The 18545-nt window shown below is 61.5% G+C and carries 20 protein-coding genes; 15 read left to right on the top strand and 5 right to left on the bottom strand.

Translation table 11 applies throughout. The features are described from left to right. Positions 1-2 precede the first annotated feature (2 nt). From BLW80_RS26905 to BLW80_RS26895, 3 genes are all read left to right on the top strand, one after another. Positions 3-425 carry a DUF983 domain-containing protein gene (locus tag BLW80_RS26905; protein WP_089263757.1) on the top strand — a complete coding sequence of 141 codons (423 nt, stop codon included), beginning with the start codon at positions 3-5 and terminating at the stop codon, positions 423-425. 54 nt (positions 426-479) lie between these two features. Beyond that, entirely contained in the window at positions 480-1217 is a 738-nt protein-coding gene (locus BLW80_RS26900; RefSeq protein ID WP_093761328.1) for an NUDIX hydrolase, read from the top strand. Between the two features lie 117 nt (positions 1218-1334). Beyond that, positions 1335-1562, top strand: coding sequence for a hypothetical protein (locus tag BLW80_RS26895; protein WP_092144352.1), 228 nt, complete (start codon positions 1335-1337; stop codon positions 1560-1562). 51 nt (positions 1563-1613) lie between these two features. Here the strand turns inward: BLW80_RS26895 and BLW80_RS26890 are convergent, their stop codons facing one another. Continuing rightward, a complete protein-coding gene (locus BLW80_RS26890) occupies positions 1614-2351 on the bottom strand; it encodes an SDR family oxidoreductase (RefSeq protein WP_089264610.1) in 738 nt (245 codons plus the stop codon). 117 nt (positions 2352-2468) lie between these two features. Here BLW80_RS26890 and BLW80_RS26885 point away from each other — a divergent pair, with 117 nt between their 5' ends. Further along, positions 2469-3383: a LysR family transcriptional regulator gene (locus BLW80_RS26885; protein ID WP_093761325.1), complete on the top strand. Its 915-nt coding sequence runs from the start codon at positions 2469-2471 to the stop codon at positions 3381-3383. Positions 3384-3388: 5 nt separating this feature from the next. Here BLW80_RS26885 and BLW80_RS26880 read toward each other — a convergent pair whose 3' ends face one another. After that, complete coding sequence (locus tag BLW80_RS26880) at positions 3389-3982, bottom strand: TetR/AcrR family transcriptional regulator (protein WP_210185358.1); 594 nt, start codon at positions 3980-3982, stop codon at positions 3389-3391. 124 nt (positions 3983-4106) lie between these two features. Here BLW80_RS26880 and BLW80_RS26875 point away from each other — a divergent pair, with 124 nt between their 5' ends. The 5 genes from BLW80_RS26875 to BLW80_RS26855 all read left to right on the top strand — a co-directional run bounded on the left by BLW80_RS26875 (position 4107) and on the right by BLW80_RS26855 (position 8409). Further along, positions 4107-4994 (top strand): SDR family NAD(P)-dependent oxidoreductase, encoded by an 888-nt coding sequence (locus BLW80_RS26875; protein ID WP_170849815.1) that lies wholly within the window; start codon positions 4107-4109, stop codon positions 4992-4994. Positions 4995-5117: 123 nt separating this feature from the next. Then, positions 5118-6449 (top strand): LLM class flavin-dependent oxidoreductase, encoded by a 1332-nt coding sequence (locus tag BLW80_RS26870; RefSeq protein ID WP_093761321.1) that lies wholly within the window; start codon positions 5118-5120, stop codon positions 6447-6449. A 69-nt stretch (positions 6450-6518) separates the two neighbouring features. Then, the gene (locus BLW80_RS26865; protein WP_093761319.1) at positions 6519-7043 is read left to right on the top strand and encodes a GNAT family N-acetyltransferase; all 525 of its coding nucleotides are present in this window, start codon (positions 6519-6521) and stop codon (positions 7041-7043) included. Positions 7044-7229: 186 nt separating this feature from the next. Further along, a complete protein-coding gene (gene rpmG / locus BLW80_RS26860) occupies positions 7230-7397 on the top strand; it encodes a 50S ribosomal protein L33 (RefSeq protein ID WP_068732385.1) in 168 nt (55 codons plus the stop codon). A gap of 238 nt (positions 7398-7635) precedes the next feature. After that, positions 7636-8409, top strand: a complete 774-nt coding sequence (locus BLW80_RS26855; RefSeq protein ID WP_093761317.1) for an MBT domain-containing protein — start codon at positions 7636-7638, stop codon at positions 8407-8409. Between the two features lie 7 nt (positions 8410-8416). Here the strand turns inward: BLW80_RS26855 and BLW80_RS26850 are convergent, their stop codons facing one another. Both BLW80_RS26850 and BLW80_RS26845 read right to left on the bottom strand, forming a co-directional pair. Beyond that, positions 8417-9790 carry a PleD family two-component system response regulator gene (locus BLW80_RS26850; protein WP_089263751.1) on the bottom strand — a complete coding sequence of 458 codons (1374 nt, stop codon included), beginning with the start codon at positions 9788-9790 and terminating at the stop codon, positions 8417-8419. 10 nt (positions 9791-9800) lie between these two features. Continuing rightward, the gene (locus BLW80_RS26845; RefSeq protein WP_068732379.1) at positions 9801-10166 is read right to left on the bottom strand and encodes a response regulator; all 366 of its coding nucleotides are present in this window, start codon (positions 10164-10166) and stop codon (positions 9801-9803) included. A 221-nt stretch (positions 10167-10387) separates the two neighbouring features. Here BLW80_RS26845 and BLW80_RS26840 point away from each other — a divergent pair, with 221 nt between their 5' ends. From BLW80_RS26840 to BLW80_RS26815, 6 genes are all read left to right on the top strand, one after another. Beyond that, positions 10388-10681, top strand: a complete 294-nt coding sequence (locus BLW80_RS26840; RefSeq protein ID WP_089263750.1) for a DUF3572 domain-containing protein — start codon at positions 10388-10390, stop codon at positions 10679-10681. Then, complete coding sequence (locus BLW80_RS26835; protein WP_093761315.1) at positions 10678-11973, top strand: DNA polymerase IV; 1296 nt, start codon at positions 10678-10680, stop codon at positions 11971-11973. Before BLW80_RS26840 ends, BLW80_RS26835 begins: the two co-directional genes overlap by 4 nt. Before the next feature lie 71 nt (positions 11974-12044). Further along, complete coding sequence (locus BLW80_RS26830) at positions 12045-12398, top strand: hypothetical protein (RefSeq protein WP_093761313.1); 354 nt, start codon at positions 12045-12047, stop codon at positions 12396-12398. A 94-nt stretch (positions 12399-12492) separates the two neighbouring features. Next, on the top strand, positions 12493-12900 hold the full coding sequence (locus tag BLW80_RS26825) for a FixH family protein (RefSeq protein WP_093761311.1): 408 nt from the start codon (positions 12493-12495) through the stop codon (positions 12898-12900). Further along, positions 12897-14312 (top strand): efflux RND transporter periplasmic adaptor subunit, encoded by a 1416-nt coding sequence (locus BLW80_RS26820; RefSeq protein WP_093761309.1) that lies wholly within the window; start codon positions 12897-12899, stop codon positions 14310-14312. Before BLW80_RS26825 ends, BLW80_RS26820 begins: the two co-directional genes overlap by 4 nt. Then, positions 14309-17464 carry an efflux RND transporter permease subunit gene (locus tag BLW80_RS26815; protein WP_093761307.1) on the top strand — a complete coding sequence of 1052 codons (3156 nt, stop codon included), beginning with the start codon at positions 14309-14311 and terminating at the stop codon, positions 17462-17464. The genes BLW80_RS26820 and BLW80_RS26815 overlap by 4 nt, the downstream gene beginning before the upstream one ends. 28 nt (positions 17465-17492) lie before the next feature. Here BLW80_RS26815 and BLW80_RS26810 read toward each other — a convergent pair whose 3' ends face one another. After that, the gene (locus tag BLW80_RS26810; RefSeq protein WP_093761305.1) at positions 17493-18539 is read right to left on the bottom strand and encodes a 2,5-dihydroxypyridine 5,6-dioxygenase NicX family protein; all 1047 of its coding nucleotides are present in this window, start codon (positions 18537-18539) and stop codon (positions 17493-17495) included. Positions 18540-18545: the final 6 nt, after the last annotated feature.

The following is an 18545-nucleotide window of genomic DNA, read 5'->3' as shown; positions in this document are numbered from 1 at the left end:
TCATGATGACATTGACCACACCGAAGATCTGGAGCGCGACGCTGGATTCCTCCGCCAAACGCAATGTGTGGACCGCAATGAAGCGCGGCTTCGCCTGTCGCTGCCCGAACTGCGGCGAAGGCAAGATGTTTCGCGCCTTCCTGAAAACCGCAGATCACTGCGACAAGTGCGGACAGGATTTCTCCGCGCACCGCGCCGATGATCTTCCCGCCTATCTCGTGATCGTCATCGTGGGTCACATCGTCGTGCCGATCGCATTGTGGATCGAGACCAACTACTCGCCATCGGTCGCGCTGCAACTTGCGATCTACCTGCCGATCACGCTGATCGCGTCGTTGTTGCTGCTGCAGCCGGTCAAAGGCGCCGTGGTGGGACTGCAGTGGGCATTCCGCATGCATGGATTTGGCGACGGCCCGGCTGACTGATACGTTCTCCGTCCCCTTGAACAGCACGTAATAAGAAGAATTTCAGGAGACGGAATGAGCGACGCAGTCGAGATCGGCAAGGAAGCCGACCACCATCCCTATAAGCGTCCGCGCGACGCTGCGACCCTGATGCTGGTCGATCGCTCCGGCCCGATTCCGAAAGTGCTTGTCGGCAAGCGTCACGACAAGGTCGTGTTCATGCCAGGCAAGTTCGTGTTCCCCGGCGGTAGTGTCGACACCACCGACAACAAGATTCCGGTGGCTGCACCTTTGCCGCCGGAGCTTGAAGCCAACCTGATGAAAGGCAGCCCGAAGACGCCGCCGTCGCGCGCGCGTTCGCTCGCTGTCGCTGCGATCCGCGAAGCCTGCGAAGAAACCGGCCTCTGCCTCGGCCGCAAGGTTGACGGCGCGACCAAGAAGCTCCCCGGCGTATGGGAAGCTTTTAGCGATGCGGGTCTCCTGCCCGATCCCTCGGGCCTGTTTCTGATTGCGCGCGCCATCACACCACCCGGCCGTATCAAGCGCTTCGATACGCGTTTCTTCACAGCAGATGCATCGTCGATCGCGCATCGCGTCGAGGGCGTCGTGCATGCCGATGCCGAACTGGTGGAACTGGTCTGGGTCGAACTCGGCTCCGCACATCTTGCCGACGCGCACGCAATGACGAAGAACGTGCTCAATCAATTGCAGCAGCGTCTCGCCACCGGCCCGCTCCGTCACGACGCGCCGCTGCCCTTCTTCCATTGGTACAGCGGCAAGATGCAACTCGACATGCTGCCCAGCGATAGCTGAGTTAATCAAGTAAGAGGTCTCGCTTTTCGATCTATTCTAATTCTAACTGTTTCCGTAGTGGGATAACTGGTGAGGCACGGTAAGCTACCGTTGTCTTGCTCACAGGAATTCCCAGTTATGGGACAGATGAATTGGACGCCGCAGGTCGAGTCTTCGACATTTACGCGCGCGTCACTGGAATATCGTCGCAAGGCGTCGGCACTCAGCCAGCGCGCCAGCGTGGAAGCTGACCCACGCAAAATTCGTGCATTGCTACAACTCGCCATCTCGTGGATTCAGGTTGCTGAAAACGAAGAGCTGATGGCGAGCGAGTATCGCGCCAGCGCACACATGCACAGTTTCTGACACGAGAAGACGCCGCATACGCGGCGCCTTCCTGCTCTGCCAAGCCCATCGTCAGATCTGAGCGAGACCACCGTCGACGAACAATTCTGCGCCGGCGACGAAGCTGGAGTCATCCGATGCCAGGAACAGAACCGCCTTCGCGACTTCGTCCGCGGTACCGAGACGGCCGAGCGGCACGATGGTCTTGAGGTAGCCCTTCACATCGTCATTGGCGAAGACGTCGAGGCCGGGGGTCTGGATCGGTCCGGGGCTGACGACATTCACGCGAATTTTGCGCGCCTTGAGGTCCGAGGTCCAGCTGCGCGCGAACGAGCGGATCGCTGCCTTGGTGGCGTTGTAGACGCTGAAGGACTCCATGCCCTTCGATCCCGACACTGAGCCGGTGAGAACCACCGAGGCGCCGTCGGACAGCAGCGGCAATGCCTGCTGCACCGTGAACAAAACGCCCTTCACGTTGATGTCGAACATCTTGTCATAGACGTCTTCGGTGATCTGGCCGAACGCGCTTAATTCATAGCCGCCGGCATTGGCGAACAGCACGTCGATCTTGCCCTTGGCAGCCTTCACCGTATCGAACAGATGCGCGAGATCGGCGAGCTTGGCAGCGTCCGCCTGCACGCCGACGGCCTTCGGTCCGAGCTGCTTCACGGCGGCATCGAGTTCGGCCTGCCGGCGGCCGGTGATGAACACGGTAGCGCCTTCGTCGATAAAACGCTGCGCGGCGGCCAGACCGATGCCGGCGCTGCCACCGGTGACGACTGCGATTTTGCCTTCGAGTTTGCGGGTCATGATGCTCTCCATTTGATCTGGGGCGGCGCCATCGCCGTCCGACATGGAGAACATCGTCCATTCGCTCTCTAGCGGTTATGGGCTTGATCGGATATTATTTATCCGTATTTTGGATGAATGACCGATACCGTCGCCCTTTTCCAGGCTTTCATCCGTGTCGTCGAAGCGGGCTCATTCACCCGTGTGGCTGAGGAGCAGAATTCCAGCCAGCCGACCGTCAGCCGCCAGGTGGCAACGCTGGAAGACCATCTCGGCACCCGGTTGTTCACCCGCACCACGCGCAAGCTGACGCTCACCGATGACGGCCGCAGTTTCTACGAGCGCGCCAAACTGGCGCTGGAAGCCGTTGCCGAGGCCGAGGGCGCGGTGGGACGCCGCCGGGCCAGACCATCAGGCACGTTGCAACTGGCCCTCCCGGTGGTGTTCGGACGGCTGCGGGTGATCCCGCATCTGAAGGGCTTTCTGGCGCGCTACCCCGACGTCAGTGTCGACCTCGTGATGAGTGACGGCTTCAGCGATCTGGTCGAGGACGGCATCGATCTCGCGATCCGTTCCGGCGTCGTGACCGACCCAAACCTGATCGCCAGGAAGATCGGCGTGACACGCCGCATCCTCGTGGCGTCGCCGTCCTATCTGCGCGGCAAGACGCTGCCTGCGCATCCGAACGATCTCATCGGGCATGATTGCATCCCCTATACGCGCTTCACGGGCGGCGTAACCTGGCGCTTCGAAAGTCCGGACGGCCCGATCGCTATCGAAGCCACGGGACCGGTGCGCACCCAGAGTTCGGAAGGCATTCGCGAAGCCGTGATGTCCGGCCTCGGTATCGGGTTTGTGCCGATCTGGCATTTCAGGGATGAGATCGAGACCGGTCGTCTCATAGTGTTGCTCGAAGCCTTCGAACCGAAACCGGTGCCGATCAGCGCGGTCTATCCCTCGCGCCGCTTCGTGCCGCAGAAGACCCGCGCCATGATCGACTACCTGGAAACGCAATTTGCGATGGACCCGACGCTGAATCCGCGAAGGGGGTGAATGCATTACTCAACACCAATGCCGTTCCACAACAGCTCGATGAATCGTTCGACGTGACTCTCGCTGTCATCGCGCGTTGTCGAGTGACCACAGACACTGGCGGTCTGCGCCCAGTTGTAGAGCGCGCCGAGGATCGTCGACGCCAGCGTTTCAACATCGCACTTGCCGATCCGTCCCTGGCTCTGGGCCACACGCAACCACGCGACCAGCGCCATGAACGCCTTGGCTGGAGCTGAGTCCGCCGTCTGGTCAGGGAAAATCTTATCGTTCGGTATTCCAGCCGCGTGCAGGACAGCCAGCCCCGCCTGCAGATTCTGGAAATAGGCTGCCACCACCTTCCCGTGCTGGACGAGCTGTTCAAATACCGGCCGATTATCTGGACCTTTTTCCAACACCGACGCCCATTCGATCTGATCGGGGACGCCGAGCGCCGCGATCATCAGAGCTTCCTTCGAACCAAAGCGGTTGAAGATTGTCGTGTGGCTTACCCCCAGTTCGCCCGCGATCTCGACCGCCGAGACCCCCGCTCCACGCAGCAGGAAGCAGCGCCTCGCAACTTCAAGAATCCGTTCGTTGGAGACTTCCTGACGCCGTCCCATTTTTCGCCTATCCGCCTTGACGCCAGCCTGATGATGCACATATATTTCTTTCCAGAAAGAAATATATGATGCCTTGATGCCGTTGTGTAAGCGCAAAGGGGCTCACAGGAAAAGGACCAAGTCCGTGAAGACAGACAAGAATGTGAAATGGCGCCGCACCGACGTCTCAAACCTCGATCTCGCAGGGCTCAAGGTTGCCGTTATCGGTGGCACGGGAGGTATCGGCCGCGCCCTATCGCATAAACTGGCCTCCCGCGGCGCTCGGGTGACCGTCTATGGTCAGACCTTCCGCGATGTGGGGGTCACCGGGATCGACTTTGTCAAAGCCGACCTGAGTCTGATGAGCGAAGCCAAGCGCGTCAGCAGGGAAATGCCTGCCGGGACGCTCGATCTCGTCATCTTCACGACCGGAATCATGGCAGGCCCCAAACGGCAAGAAACTCAGGAGGGTATCGAGCGAGACATGGCCGTCAGCTACCTGAGCAGACTGGTGATCCTCCGCGAGATCGCCGCGCGCCTCGGGCGAGATCGGCCAACCGGCCGGATGAAGCCTCGCGTGTTCGTGATGGGATTTCCCGGTACCGGCCAGACCGGCAGCAGCGATGATCTGAACAGTGATAAATCATACAGTCGGTGGGCAGCCCACATGAACACGGTTGCTGGCAATGAGTTGCTGGTTCTGGACTCGGCCAAACGGTTTCCCGGCGTCACGTTCTTCGGTCTCAACCCCGGATTCGTCAAAACCAGTATTCGCAGTAATCTTTTCGGCTCGAATTCGCTTTTGCTCCGGGTAATGGAATGGGCCACGCAGTTCATGACCGCAAGCCCCGAGACGTACGCAGATCGTCTGACGCCGCTTTTCGTGACACCCGATATCGAAGGGCACAGCGGAGCGATGTTCAACAACAAAGGCGATGCGATCCTGCCGACACCAAAATTGTTGAACACGTCCTACGCCGACGCCTTCCTGCGCGCCTCGGAAACCCTGGTGTCTCGCGCCACTCCCGCGTAACCAACTACATTCAAACCAAACTACCGATCAGACAAAAATCGCAATAATCTTCTCAAGGCACGTGGTGGCTTTCCGCCTCCACGTGCCTATGTGTTTCCCACGATCACGGCGGGGAAATTGAAGATGGCGAAGCGTCAGTTGAAGCTCGGGGCCTTCATGCGCCCGATCAGCATCCACACCGGCGCATGGCGCTATCCGGGTGCCGTGCCCGACGCCAATTTCAACTTTCCCTTCCTCAAGCAGATGATCCGCAAGCTCGAGGCCGGCAAGTTCGACGCTTTCTTCATGGCCGATCATCTCGCCGTGCTGAACATGCCCGTCGAGGCGCTGAAGCGCAGCCACACGGTGACGTCGTTCGAGCCGTTCACGCTGCTCTCGGCGCTGGCCGCCGTCACCGACAATATCGGCCTCGTCGCCACCGGCTCCACCACCTTTGACGCGCCCTATCACGTCGCCCGCCGCTTTGCCTCGCTCGATCACATCTCGGGCGGACGCGCCGGCTGGAATATCGTGACAACGTCGAATCCTGATGCCGCGCTCAACTTCGGCCTGGACGATCACATGGAGCATGCCGAGCGCTACAAGCGCGCGCGCGAGTTCTACGACGTCGTCACCGGCCTGTGGGATTCCTTCGCCGACGATGCCTTCATCCGCAATGTCGAGACCGGCATCTTCATAGATCCCGAGAAGATGCATGTGCTCGATCACAAGGGCCCGTATCTCTCGGTCCGCGGCCCGCTGAATATTGCCCGGCCCGTGCAGGGATGGCCGGTGATCGTGCAGGCCGGCGCATCGGAAGACGGCAAGCAGCTTGCCGCCGAAACCGCAGAAGCGGTGTTCACCGGCGGCGGGGCGATCAGCGATGCGCAGAAGCTCTATGCGGACATCAAGGGCCGCATGGAAAAGCTCGGCCGCAACCGCGATCATCTCAAGATCCTGCCCGGCGCCTTCGTGGTGGTCGGCGACAGCGTCGAGGAAGCCAAAGAGAAACGCGCGCTGCTCGACAGCAAGGTGCATTACGCCAATGCCATCGCCTCGCTTTCGATCAATCTCGGCACCGATGCTTCCGGCTTCGATCCCGATGGCCCGCTGCCCGAGATCCCGGAGACCAATGCCAGCAAGAGCGGCCGCGAGCGCGTGATCGCCCTCGCGAAGCGCGAGAACCTGACTGTCCGCCAGCTCGCCCAGCGGCTCGGCGGCTATGGCGGCTCCGCCTTCGTCGGCACGCCCCAGACCATCGCCGACCAGATGCAGGAATGGCTGGAAACCGAGGCCTCAGACGGCTTCAACATCATGTTCCCGTATCTGCCGGAGGGGCTGAACGACTTCGTCGACCGGGTTATTCCGGAACTGCAGCGACGGGGTATTTTCCGCACCGAGTATGAGGGGAAGACGCTCAGAGAGAACCTAGGGCTCCCGCGGCCCGAAAATCGGTTCTTCCCTCCCGCGACTTGACTCCGCTGTGGGGGATCGCATCAGCTACTGCTTCCGCCTGTTATGCTGCGATCCCACCCGGACAAATCCATGAGTGCGCATGCCATCCATCTCCTCACGCCGCACGAGGCGTGGGCCAGACGCGATAGCCTCATCGATCTTCTCGTCGACTCGGTCGAAGGCGGGGCCTCGGTCAATTTTGTCTGGCCGATGACTCGCGCAAAGGCCGAGGCGTGGTGGGACGGTACGCTCGCGAGCCACACCCGCGGCGAGCGATTGATCTTTACGGCAGAGGCCGGGGATCGCATCGACGGGACCGTGCAATTGATCCCGGCACCACAGGAGAATCAGGCCTTCCGCGCGGACATCGCCAAGATGCTGGTGCACCGCCGTGCGCGATGTCAGGGACTGGGCGCCGCGCTGCTGTTGGCGGCGGAACACGAAGCGCAGCGGATCGGCCATACGCTGCTGACACTGGATACTGCCACAGGCGGCGCCGGCGAACGGCTCTACGCCAGGCTCGGCTGGACCAAATTCGGCGAAGTTCCCGGCTACGCCACCAACCCGGACAATAGCACCCGGGATGGGGCCAGCTTTTTCTACAAGACGCTCTGATGTCGATTGACCGGAGATTCAGGCCAGCCGTAGCCTGAAAACCGGCTCTTTCCGGGATACCAGCCTGAATTGGAGTGGTTTTTCCACCCAGAAAACCTTGACTTTGGGGCGTTCGGGGCTAGGTTGCGCCCCAACACGGCCAGTTCTCTGGCTGTCACCCGATTCCCGACATTCAGAGGTTCTGCCATGGCCAAAGCGGTCACCATCAAGGTCAAGCTCGTTTCCACCGCGGACACCGGCTTCTACTACACCGCCAAGAAGAATTCGCGCACCATGACCGACAAGATGGTCAAGAAGAAGTACGACCCGGTCGCGCGCAAGCACGTTGAATTCAAGGAAGCCAAGATCAAGTAAGCGCTGAATACAGCTGCTGACGGATTTTGAACGGGGCCCTTTCGGGTCCCGTTTTCTTTTAACCTCTCCTCGCAAGAAGCCCGGCTCAATCGTTTCAATTTTAGCGATGCGCGCAGTATCGCATTTACCCTGCCACAACTATGGCGGGCATGAAGCCTGTGATTGAAACGGTATTCACGTCATTTCGTCCGACAAGTCGGTATCATTCGACGCAATTGATTTGCATCGGGAGCACCCCTTGTCTTTCCGCGATTCAGACACGACGGCTGGCCAGTTCACGTCTGCGGTGTCTCTGGCGGGCGTCTTCGTCCGCTACGCATTCTATTTTTTCGGAATGATTGTGTTCGGGCTCATCGCCTTCGGGGTGATCTGGCTCTGGGGCAATCGCGTCCAGGTGGTCCAGGACAAGCCAGCTTTCAGGATCACTGACGGCAGCTTCACACGGTTACCCGTCAGCTCCGATATCATCATCAGTGGACTGCTTGGCCGTGTTGAGGTCATGCAATACGGGACACTGGATCATCGCGGGATCGATCTCACCGTGGCGATCGCATTCCCGCCCCCGGGCGGCCTCCAGACGCGGCCGACTTTCGAACCGCGCGAAACAAAGCTTTTGCGCAACATGCGCTTCCAGACGCTCTCCACGCACTTCGATCTCGAAACGCGCTACGGCCCTGTCCATGCCGTCGAAACGCGCGTCGAGACCGATGGCCGCTGGAAACAGTGCCTCGCCTTCAGCTCGCGCTTCGATACCAGAGCTGTATTCCTGAGCGGCTGGACCTGCGACGCCACCGGCACCAAGCCGGGCGCGGATGCTCTCGCCTGCGCGCTCGACAAACTTGTGATCGATAAAGAATTGCCGACGAAAGAAGCCGACGCCTATCTGCGCGCACGCATGACGCGCCCGGCTTACTGTGCGGCCCGGCAGGTCACGCAGACCTTCGATACGGGATCACGCCCCATCGCGCCGCCGTCGCGATGGTCGCAACCATCGGCCAGAACACGTCTCTGATAATAACTTAAGCGGCCGCAGCGACCACGCGGTTGCGACCGTCGTGCTTGGCGCGGTACAGCGCCACGTCGGCACGCTTGAGTACGTCGGCGACGGGCTCGCCCTTCTTCTCCAGCGTCGACAACCCGATCGAGATCGTGACCTCGATACGCTTATTGCCCTTGTCGATGGAGAACGGTTCGCCGGCGATCGAACGACGCAGACGCTCGGCCACCATACTGGCGACGTGCATGTCTGTCTCGGGCATGACGATGACGAATTCCTCGCCGCCGTAACGACAGGCCAGATCGATGCCCCGGATCGACTTGCGAATGCGCACGGCGAATTCGCGCAGCACGTCGTCACCGCAATCATGGCCATGATTGTCATTGATCGACTTGAAGAAGTCGATGTCGAGCATCATCAGCGCCAGCGGCTTGCCGCGGGTGGCCGCCTGCTCTGCCAGCGTCTCCAGATGGCTTTCCATGTAGCGGCGGTTGTGCAGTCCGGTCAGACCGTCGGTGATCGCGGCTTCGATGGAGTGCTGAACGTTGTCGCGCAGATGATCGGTGTAACGGCGACGGCGGACCTGCGTGCGGGCGCGGGCCAGCAGCTCGTTCTTGTCCACCGGGCGCATCAGGTAGTCGTTGACGCCGATCTCGAGACCACGCAACAGCCGCGGATTGTTATCGGCATCAGCAATCGCGAGAATCGGAATCTGCCGCGTGCGCTCCAGCGAACGCGCCTGGCTGCACAGCCGCAATCCGTCGTAATTCTCGAGGCTCAGCGAGACAATGAGCAGATCGTAATTGCCCTCGGCGGCATGAAACAGCGCCTCGGTCGGATTGGGTTCGACATCGACGGTGTGTTCGGCCGACAGGACAGGTGCCAGCCGCTCATAGGATGACGGACGATCGTCAACCAGCAGGATGCGTCCACCCACACCCAGATCAGACACGGCGCTGCGCTCGGGCGCCTGCACGCCGATTTCCAGCGAGGTGATGGCGCGCATGCGCAGCTCATCGGTCATCATCTTCAGACGCGTCAGCGAGCGCACGCGCGCCACCAGCACGGCATCGGCGACGGGCTTGGTAAGAAAGTCGTCGGCGCCGGCTTCCAGACCGCGCACGCGATCCGACGGTGAATCCAGCGCGGTGACCATCACCACCGGAATGAAATGCGTCTTCGGATTGGCTTTCAGGCGACGGCAGACTTCGAAGCCGTCCATGTCGGGCATCATGACGTCGAGCAGGATCAGATCGCATTCGGAACGCGCGCAGACTTCCAGCGCCTGTGCGCCGTTGGACGCGGTGATGACGTCGAAATACTCCGCCGAGAGACGGGCTTCCAGAAGCTTCACGTTGGCGGGGATGTCATCGACGACAAGAATACGCGCTGACATAGGGAACTCCCTAACCGATGAACCGACGCACGGTTTCGATAAATTTTCCGACCGAAATGGGCTTTGACAAATAGGCTTCGCAGCCGCCTTCGCGGATACGTTCTTCGTCGCCCTTCATGGCGAAGGCTGTGACGGCGACGACGGGGATCATGCTGATCGCAGGATCCTTCTTGATCCAGCCGGTCACTTCGAGACCGGAGACCTGCGGTAGCTGAATATCCATGAGGATGAGATCGGGGCGGAGCGAGCGGACAAGATCGAGCGCTTCATAGCCATTGCTCGTGCCGACAGTCTGATAGCCATGGGCTTCCAGCAGGTCACGGAAGAGCTTCATGTTGAGCTCGTTGTCCTCCACGATCAGGACGGTTTTTGCCATCCCGCCCTCCAATCCAGAACCCGAGCGTTCTTGTTTCGCGGAGCATGATTGCCCTGCGTCACCGGCCAATGTGATGTTCGAAGCGAACTTCCAAATTCACTTCGGCCACCCGCCGAAGTGCCCGTGTACCGCGCATATCCCTGCAACTGGAATCGCCCCGGTGACTCGGGCATGATGATTTAAAATAGAGACGATAAGTTACGGAAAGGCAAACACGCGTGATGAAAAAACCCCAGCGCCACCCCAGCGAAGTTGCTGAAATCGTTGCGATTCAGGCGCTGTCCTTCGTTGCCGGGGAACCTGAGCGGCTGGGCCTGTTCCTGTCCGAGAGTGGAATCGGTCCGGAGACTCTCCGCTCGGCTGCCAAGGATCCACAGTTCCTCGTCAGCGTGCTCGATTTCGTGCTGCGCGACGACGAGACCGTGAAGGCGTTTTCGGCGTCGTCGCAACTGGATCCGACCACCATCGCCGCCGCGCGGCAGGCGCTCGATCCCCGCGGGCAGGACTTTACGTGAGCCCCTCTCCGGCAGAGCTGAGCGGACCGCGCTGCTTCTGCCGGGATTGCCTTGTCGATCTGGATGCACGCGTCAAGCGCTGCACGTCATGCGGGTCGCCCCGCCTGGTGCGACACCACGCGCTGCCGTCGCTGACGCTGGCACATATCGACTGCGATGCGTTCTACGCCACCGTCGAGAAGCGCGACAATCCCGACATCGTCGATCGCCCCGTCATCATCGGCGGCGGCAAGCGTGGCGTGGTGTCCGCGGCCTGCTACATCGCGCGCACCTTTGGCGTGCGCTCGGCGATGCCCATGTTCAAGGCGCTCGATCTCTGCCCCGACGCCGTCGTGGTGCGGCCTGACATGGCGAAATATGTCCGCGTCGGCCGCGAGGTCCGCCATGCCATGCAGGCGCTGACGCCGCTGGTCGAACCATTGTCGATCGACGAAGCCTTCCTCGACCTGTCGGGCACGCAGCGCGTCCACGGCATGATTCCCGCCAAGGTGCTGGCGAAATTCGCCGCCGATATCGAACGCACTGTCGGCATCACGGTTTCGGTCGGCCTGTCGGTCAACAAATTCCTCGCCAAGATCGCCAGCGATCTCGACAAGCCGCGCGGTTTCGCCACGCTCGATCAGGAAGACGCTGTGGCCATGCTCGCGGATCGGCCCGTCAGCTTCATCTTCGGCGTCGGCCCCGCGACGGCCGAGAAGCTCTCGCAGCGTGGCTTCCGCAAGATCAGCGATATCCAGAAGGCCGACGAGACCGACCTCATGAAACAGTTCGGCGGCGAAGGCCGCAGGCTGTGGCGCCTCGCCCGCGGCATCGATGACCGCCTTGTCGTCGCAGATCGCGGCGCCAAGACGATTTCCAACGAAACGACATTCAATGAGGACATCCGCGACTACGCCACGCTGGAAAAGATCCTGTGGCGATTGTCGGAGAAGGTCTCGTCGCGGCTGAAGAGCAGCGAATTGTCCGGCACCACAGTCACACTGAAACTCAAGACCGCGGATTTCCGCCAGCGCACCCGCTCGCAGTCGATCCAGTCGCCGACGCAGATGGCGGCGCGTATCTTCGATATCAGTCGCGAGATGCTGGCAAAGGAGATCGACGGCACGGCCTTTCGCCTGATCGGCACTGGCGTCAGCGCGCTCAAGCCCGGCAACGAGGCCGGCGACGACAACATGCTCGACCGTCGTTCATCGCATGCCGAACGCGCGATGGACGATCTCCGCAAGAAGTTCGGCAGTGCCGCGGTGATCCGCGGCATCGCCTATGACGGGCCGGAGAAGCCAAGGACATAATCCCCATAGGGATTGCGAACTTGTGATGTGCCCGGGCTTCCCACGCTGTGGTGGCCGTGAGATGGTCGAATATGGATCTTCGTCGACTCCTGAAACTCTTTCTGGCGATCTTCGTGACCATCGGCCTGTCGGTGGCGCCAATGGTGACTCCGGCGACTGCCAACGGTCCGTCGGCCACGATGACCGACATGTCGGCGATGTCTGGAGACATGCCCTGCTGCCCATCCGAACAGAAGAGTAAGGATTGCCAGGACTGTCCCCTTCTCGCGATTTGTATATTGAAGACCGCCCAGGCGGGGCCCTCCCTGGCGCCACCCATGACGGTTCGCCACGCCGTCCGAACGTACCACTCGGTGCTGAATGACGCGCTGACCGATGGCGTCAACCGCCCGCCTCCAGACCACCCTCCTCGCACTTCGATCTGAGCGGCGCTGAGCGCCGTCGCTGCCGCGTGCCTCCAGGCGCGCGGATGACGCATGCCGTTCGCGGCACATCAGATTCAATCGAGGATACCAAACCATGAAAAGGTCTAACTCCCCGCGCGCCTTCCGGGCTGCGTTGCTCGCTGTCGCTTTGGGCAGCGCAAGCACGGCTGCACTGGCTGACATCAAGGACTACACGTTCGAGCTCGTCGATCAGTCCGTTCAGGCCGGTCCCGACAAGATCATCACCGTCCGCTTGATGAACACCAAGACCGGCAAGCCCGTGCCGGATGCCGTTATTTTTGCAACCCGTCTCGACATGGCTCCTGACGGCATGCAGGAGATGGCCACCAAGGTCACGCCAGTATCGGGGGCCGAGCCCGGCACCTACAAGTTCAAGGCCACTTTCGGAATGGCCGGTCGCTGGCAGCTTTCTCTGGGCGCCAAGGTGCAGGGAGAAACCGGCTCCGTCGAGAACAAGCTCGTCATCACGGCGCAGAAATGAACCGCGCCGTTTTAGCTGGCACGGCCGCCGCGTTCATCGCGGCGGCCGGAGGCGGATTCATCATCGCGCAGCGACCGTTGACGCACGCCCTCGCCGTAGTCACCCCCGCCGATGCGCAGGAAGCCGGCGCGCCCATCTACTATCAAGATCCGGACGGGAAGCCCGCATACTCGTCGACGCCGAAGAAAACGGCGTCAGGTCGCGACTACCGCGCCGTGCCCGCCGGGGCCGACGTCAGCTTCGAAGACCTCACGGAGACCATGCCGATTTCGGAGCCAGCGTCGGCTGGCACCGACACGAGCCGCAAGATCAAGTATTACCGCAATCCGATGGGACTTCCTGACGCGTCGCCAACGCCGAAGAAGGACTCCATGGGGATGGATTACATCCCGGTCTTCGACGGCGACGATTCCGACGATGGATCGGTCAAGCTCTCTCCGGGCAAGATACAGCGCACGGGCGTGAAGTCTGAGCCAGCCACCAGGCGCGTGATCCGGACGCAGATCCGCGCACCCGGCACGATCCAGCTCGACGAGCGGCGCATCTCCGTGATCTCGATGCGCGCGGAAAGCTGGGTGCAGAAGATTGCCGATGTCACCACCGGCACGAAGGTCCGCAGCGGGCAGCCCTTGATGGATATCTACAGCCCCGCGGTCTCGTCCGCTGCGGCGGAATACGTCGCCACCATCACGTCGAAGACGACGGGCGGCGACGGACTGTATGGGCGCGGGTCGCGTCAACGGATCATGAATCTCGACGTTCCGGACACGGTGATTGCCGAAATCGAGAAGAGCCGCATCGTCCCGATCTCCATCGCATGGGCCGCACCGCGGGACGGCATCGTGCTTGAGCGCAACGCCATCGAAGGGATGCGGGCGCAACCCGGCGACATCCTCTTTCGTATCGCCGACACGTCGCTCGTCTGGGCGATGGTCGATGTCGCAGAGCGCGATCTTGGAGCCATCGCCGTCGGACAGCCGGTGAACGTCCGGACGCGTAGCCTCTCCGGCAGGCAGTTTGCCGGCAAGATCAACGTGATCTACCCGCAGGTCAATCGCGAGACCCGGACGACACGCGTCCGTATCGAACTCACGAACACCGATCTCGCTCTGCTACCGGACATGTATATCGACGCTTTGATCGAGACCGGAAATGCGGATCCGGTCGTGTCCGTCCCGGAGAGCGCCGTGATCGACACCGGCACCCGGCAATCGGTGCTCATTGACAAAGGACAGGGCCGCTTCGAACCACGCGGCGTCGACCTCGGCCGTCGCGGCGACGGCTACGTCGAAATCCGCGAAGGAGTCGCAGACGGCGAACCAGTCGTCATTTCGGCCAATTTCCTGATCGATGCAGAAAGCAATCTGAAGGCCGCGCTGAAGGGCTTTTCCGAAGCGAGGAGCCCACAATGATCGCCCGCATCATCGCATGGTCGGCGCGCAATCTGCTGCTGGTGTTGTTCGGCACGGGGTTCGCCGCAGCCGCTGGCATCTATGCGCTGGCGCATCTGCCGCTCGACGCCATCCCCGATCTCTCCGACACGCAGGTTATCGTCTATACGGAGTATCCCGGCCAGGCGCCGCAGGTGATCGAGGATCAGGTCACTTATCCGCTGACAACGGCAATGCTCACGGTGCCGAAGTCGAAAGTGGTGCGCGGATTCTCGTTCTTCGGCGTGTCGTTCGTCTATGTCATCTTCGAAGACGGGACCGACATCTACTGGGCCCGGTCGCGCGTTCTCGAATTCCTGAACGGAGCCACGTCCCGCCTGCCCACCGGCGTCACGCCGACGATGGGCCCCGACGCCACCGGCGTCGGCTGGGTCTACCAGTACGCGATCATGTCCAAGGAATTGAACCTTGCCGACACACGGGCGATCCAGGACTGGAATTTGAAGTTTGCGCTCGCCAAAGCCGAAGGCGTCGCCGAAGTCGCCAGCGTCGGTGGCTTCGTCAAGCAATATAACGTCGTGCTCGACCCGCTTCGGATGCGCGACCTCGGCATCACCATGCAGAAGATGCGGGATGCCATCCGCGCCAGCAACGCCGATGTCGGCGGTCGCACGGTGGAGCTGTCGGAATTCGAATATGTCATCCGCGGCAAGGGCTATCTGAAGTCGATCAACGACCTCGGCAATGTCGTGCTCAAGACCAACAACGGCACACCCGTCCTGCTCCGCGATGTCGCGCGCGTCGAACTGGGCCCCGACGAGCGACGCGGCATCACCGAACTGAACGGCGAAGGCGAAGTCGCCAGCGGCATCGTACTGCAGCGCTTCGGTGTCAACGCGCTCGACGTCATCGAGAACGTTAAGAAGCGCTTCACGGAAATCGCCAGCAGTCTGCCGAACTCCGTCGAGATCGTTCCGGTTTACGACCGCTCGAACCTGATCAACGCCGCCATTGCGACGCTCAAGCACACGTTGTTCGAAGAAAGCGTGGTCGTCGCCCTCGTCTGCATTTTGTTCCTGCTGCATGTCCGCAGCGCGCTGGTCGCGATCCTGATGCTGCCGGTCGGCGTGCTGATGGCGTTCGGCGCCATGAAGTTGCTCGGTCTTGGTTCCAACATCATGAGTCTCGGCGGCATCGCGATCGCCATCGGCGCCATGGTCGATGCCGCCATCGTCATGATCGAGAACGCCCACAAACATCTCGAACGCGCGGATCCCGGCAAGTCGCGCGTCGAGGTCCTGATCGAGGCAGCCTCAGAAGTCGGCCCGGCGCTATTCTTCAGCCTGTTGATCATCACCGTGTCGTTCATGCCGATCTTCACGCTGGAATCCCAGGAAGGACGGCTGTTCAGCCCTCTGGCGTTCACCAAGACGTTTTCGATGGCAGCCGCCGCCATCCTGTCGGTGACGCTGGTCCCGGCCCTGATGATCATCTTCGTTCGCGGCCGGATCGTTCCGGAACACAAGAATCCGATCAACCGCTTCCTGATCTGGGTCTACCGGCCTGTCATCAATGTTGTGATGCGCGCGAAGACGCTGGTCGTCCTGCTCGCAGTCGCCGTTCTCGCGGCGAGTATCTGGCCGGCCCGTCAGCTCGGGACCGAGTTCATGCCCAGTCTGAACGAGGGCACGCTCATGTACATGCCGACGACGCTGCCAGGTATCTCCGTCACCAAGGCCGGAGAACTGCTGCAGCTACAGGACAGGATCATTCGGTCGTTTCCGGAGGTGGCTTCGGTCTATGGCAAGGCGGGGCGCGCTGCCACGGCGACTGATCCGGCGCCCTCCGAAATGTTCGAGACAATCATCAACCTCAAACCGAAGGAAGAGTGGCGACCCGGTCTCACAGTCGATGGACTGATCGCCGAGATGGACAAGGCTCTGCAGTTTCCGGGCGTGTCGAATGCCTGGACCATGCCGATCAAGGCCCGCATCGACATGTTGTCGACCGGCATCCGCACACCCATCGGCGTGAAGGTGATCGGCACCGACCTTGTCGAGATCGACCAGCTTGCCAGGCAAATCGAGCAGGTGCTCAAGGCGGTACCGGGCACGTCGTCGGCCTATGCCGAGCGCGGCATCGGCGGCTACTACCTCGATGTGACCCCGGATCGTGAGGCATTGGCGCGCTACGGCATCATGATCCAGGACGTCCAGGACGTGATCGGAACCGCGCTCGGCGGCCAGACGGTAACGACGACCGTGGAAGGCCGGCAACGCTTCACCGTCAACATGCGGTACCCCCGCGACCTCAGAGACAGCCCGCAGGCCATCGCCAGCGACGTGTTGGTGCCGATGCCCGGAGGTGGCGCGGTCCCGCTCGGCGAAGTGGCCAAGATTGCGCTGGCAAGAGGGCCGACGTCGATCCGGACGGAGAACGGACAGTTGGCCACCTACATCTATGTCGATATCCGCGACCGCGATCTCGGCGGCTACGTGGCCGACGCGCAGCGCGCGGTCCAGGCGAGCATTCAATTTCCGCCCGGCTACTACGTCATGTGGAGCGGCCAGTACGAATATCTCGAACGTGCGACGGCGCGCCTGAAGATCGTCGTGCCGGTAACGCTGTTGATCATCTTTCTGCTGCTGTACCTGAACTTCCGGTCGATCACCGAAACGATGATCGTCATGCTGTCGCTGCCGTTCGCGCTGGTCGGCGGCCTTTGGCTGATGTGGTGGCTCGGCTTCAACCTGTCGGTTGCAGTCGTGGTCGGTTTCATTGCGCTGGCCGGCGTTGCCGCCGAGACCGGCGTGGTGATGCTGATCTATTTGAATCAGGCATTGACCGCGATCCAGGCGCGACGGGACATTGAAGGACGGCCGCTGACGCGCAACGACCTGTACGATGCCATCATGGAGGGAGCGGTCGAACGCGTGCGTCCCAAGATGATGACGGTGGTCGCCATCATGGCGGGCCTGCTGCCGATCATGTGGAGCACCGGCACGGGCTCGGAGATCATGCAGCGCATTGCGGTGCCGATGATCGGCGGCATGATCTCGTCGACGCTGCTGACGTTGATTGTGATCCCCGCGATCTATGCAATTGTTAAGGGCTATCGGCTGCCTCAGGCTGGCTTGATCTCGGCAGAAGAGATCGTGCCCGTAACCAGATAGCCCGGAGCTTGGAGCGACGTGTTCGGACTCAGCCGAACACGTCCTGCACGACGCCGTCCTTGATCACATCCACGCCGTCGAGCGTGATTGTGGTCTTGAAGATCGGCAGATCGAAATGCCCCGCGGTGTAACGGCCCGCGAATTCATTGGCACCGGTCGAGAACAGGAAGTTGCCGGCCACCGCGCGGATTTCCGTGCCGTTGGTATCGCGCTGGTCATACATCTGCAGCGCCTCGTAACGCGCATTGGGATTCATGCCCCAGCCCACATGCGACACGGCATAGGCTTCGCGGTCGCCCCACGCCGCGAGATAGCGCTTCATCATCTCGGCATCGGCGCCCTCGCCCGTGAGCTCGGTGAGATAGTCGTCCTTGAACAACATCTTCACCGGCGACGTCAGATAGCGCTTGAAGGTCAGATTGATATCGCCCGCATCCATCACCACTGTGCCGTTGATGGTCTTGCTCTTCGGGAAGCTCACGACGATGCCGCCCGGCCAATGTGCCAGCGTGCCCGGCTTGTCGGTCCAGCCCCAGACGCCGACGGTGGCTGCGCCTTCCATGTTGACGTCCAGATCGGTGCCCGCCTTCGAGGTCACCTTCATGTGCTTCGTGCCGCGCAGCATCTTCGCCGCCGCGCGCACGCGCTTTTCGAGCGCCGAGTCCGGCACCATGCGCTCAAGCGCTTCCGGATGCTCGTTGGAAATCACGAGAATGCGCGCGCCGGCCTTCAGTATCTCCGGTGTTTCCTTGGCATGCATCAGGCCTTCGATGGTGCAGTCGACGACGAAACCCGCCTGCTGCAATGCTGACACCACCGGCCCGAGCTGCTGGATCGCTTCGGACGCGCCGGTGGAGCGGATTGGCACGACCTGCTTGTTGCGCGGCGTCGGCACCACGACGTGGAACGGCCGCGCGCCCATGCGGAGCAATGCCAATTCGGCAATGTGCACATTCAGCGCGCGCGATTGCGTCTCGGAGAGGATGGCGGCAGTGTCGCCGGGCTCGACCGCGCAGCGTTCGAAGATCTCGCAGAATGCGTCGATCCATTTCGCCTCGATGCGATCCGCCAGCATGCCGTT

Origin of the sequence: Tardiphaga sp. OK245, from assembly GCF_900108575.1 — a bacterium.
GTDB lineage: Bacteria > Pseudomonadota > Alphaproteobacteria > Rhizobiales > Xanthobacteraceae > Tardiphaga > Tardiphaga robiniae.
The sequence above is the reverse complement of the archived record's forward strand: the minus strand, read 5'-3'. Positions and strand labels throughout refer to the sequence as shown.

Bases quoted from the DNA above. Each gene is read 5' to 3' on its own strand.
- BLW80_RS26905 (WP_089263757.1), top strand. From the start codon at position 3: ATGATGACATTGACCACACCGAAGATCTGGAGCGCGACGCTGGATTCC.
- BLW80_RS26820 (WP_093761309.1), top strand. From the start codon at position 12,897: ATGAACCGCGCCGTTTTAGCTGGCACGGCCGCCGCGTTCATCGCGGCG.
- rpmG (WP_068732385.1), top strand. From the start codon at position 7,230: ATGGCCAAAGCGGTCACCATCAAGGTCAAGCTCGTTTCCACCGCGGAC.
- BLW80_RS26845 (WP_068732379.1), bottom strand. From the start codon at position 10,166: ATGGCAAAAACCGTCCTGATCGTGGAGGACAACGAGCTCAACATGAAG.
- BLW80_RS26880 (WP_210185358.1), bottom strand. From the start codon at position 3,982: ATGGGACGGCGTCAGGAAGTCTCCAACGAACGGATTCTTGAAGTTGCG.
- BLW80_RS26885 (WP_093761325.1), top strand. From the start codon at position 2,469: ATGACCGATACCGTCGCCCTTTTCCAGGCTTTCATCCGTGTCGTCGAA.
- BLW80_RS26825 (WP_093761311.1), top strand. From the start codon at position 12,493: ATGAAAAGGTCTAACTCCCCGCGCGCCTTCCGGGCTGCGTTGCTCGCT.
- BLW80_RS26900 (WP_093761328.1), top strand. From the start codon at position 480: ATGAGCGACGCAGTCGAGATCGGCAAGGAAGCCGACCACCATCCCTAT.
- BLW80_RS26890 (WP_089264610.1), bottom strand. From the start codon at position 2,351: ATGACCCGCAAACTCGAAGGCAAAATCGCAGTCGTCACCGGTGGCAGC.
- BLW80_RS26840 (WP_089263750.1), top strand. From the start codon at position 10,388: ATGAAAAAACCCCAGCGCCACCCCAGCGAAGTTGCTGAAATCGTTGCG.
- BLW80_RS26895 (WP_092144352.1), top strand. From the start codon at position 1,335: ATGGGACAGATGAATTGGACGCCGCAGGTCGAGTCTTCGACATTTACG.
- BLW80_RS26815 (WP_093761307.1), top strand. From the start codon at position 14,309: ATGATCGCCCGCATCATCGCATGGTCGGCGCGCAATCTGCTGCTGGTG.
- BLW80_RS26870 (WP_093761321.1), top strand. From the start codon at position 5,118: ATGGCGAAGCGTCAGTTGAAGCTCGGGGCCTTCATGCGCCCGATCAGC.
- BLW80_RS26850 (WP_089263751.1), bottom strand. From the start codon at position 9,790: ATGTCAGCGCGTATTCTTGTCGTCGATGACATCCCCGCCAACGTGAAG.
- BLW80_RS26830 (WP_093761313.1), top strand. From the start codon at position 12,045: ATGGATCTTCGTCGACTCCTGAAACTCTTTCTGGCGATCTTCGTGACC.
- BLW80_RS26865 (WP_093761319.1), top strand. From the start codon at position 6,519: ATGAGTGCGCATGCCATCCATCTCCTCACGCCGCACGAGGCGTGGGCC.
- BLW80_RS26810 (WP_093761305.1), bottom strand. From the start codon at position 18,539: ATGCTGGCGGATCGCATCGAGGCGAAATGGATCGACGCATTCTGCGAG.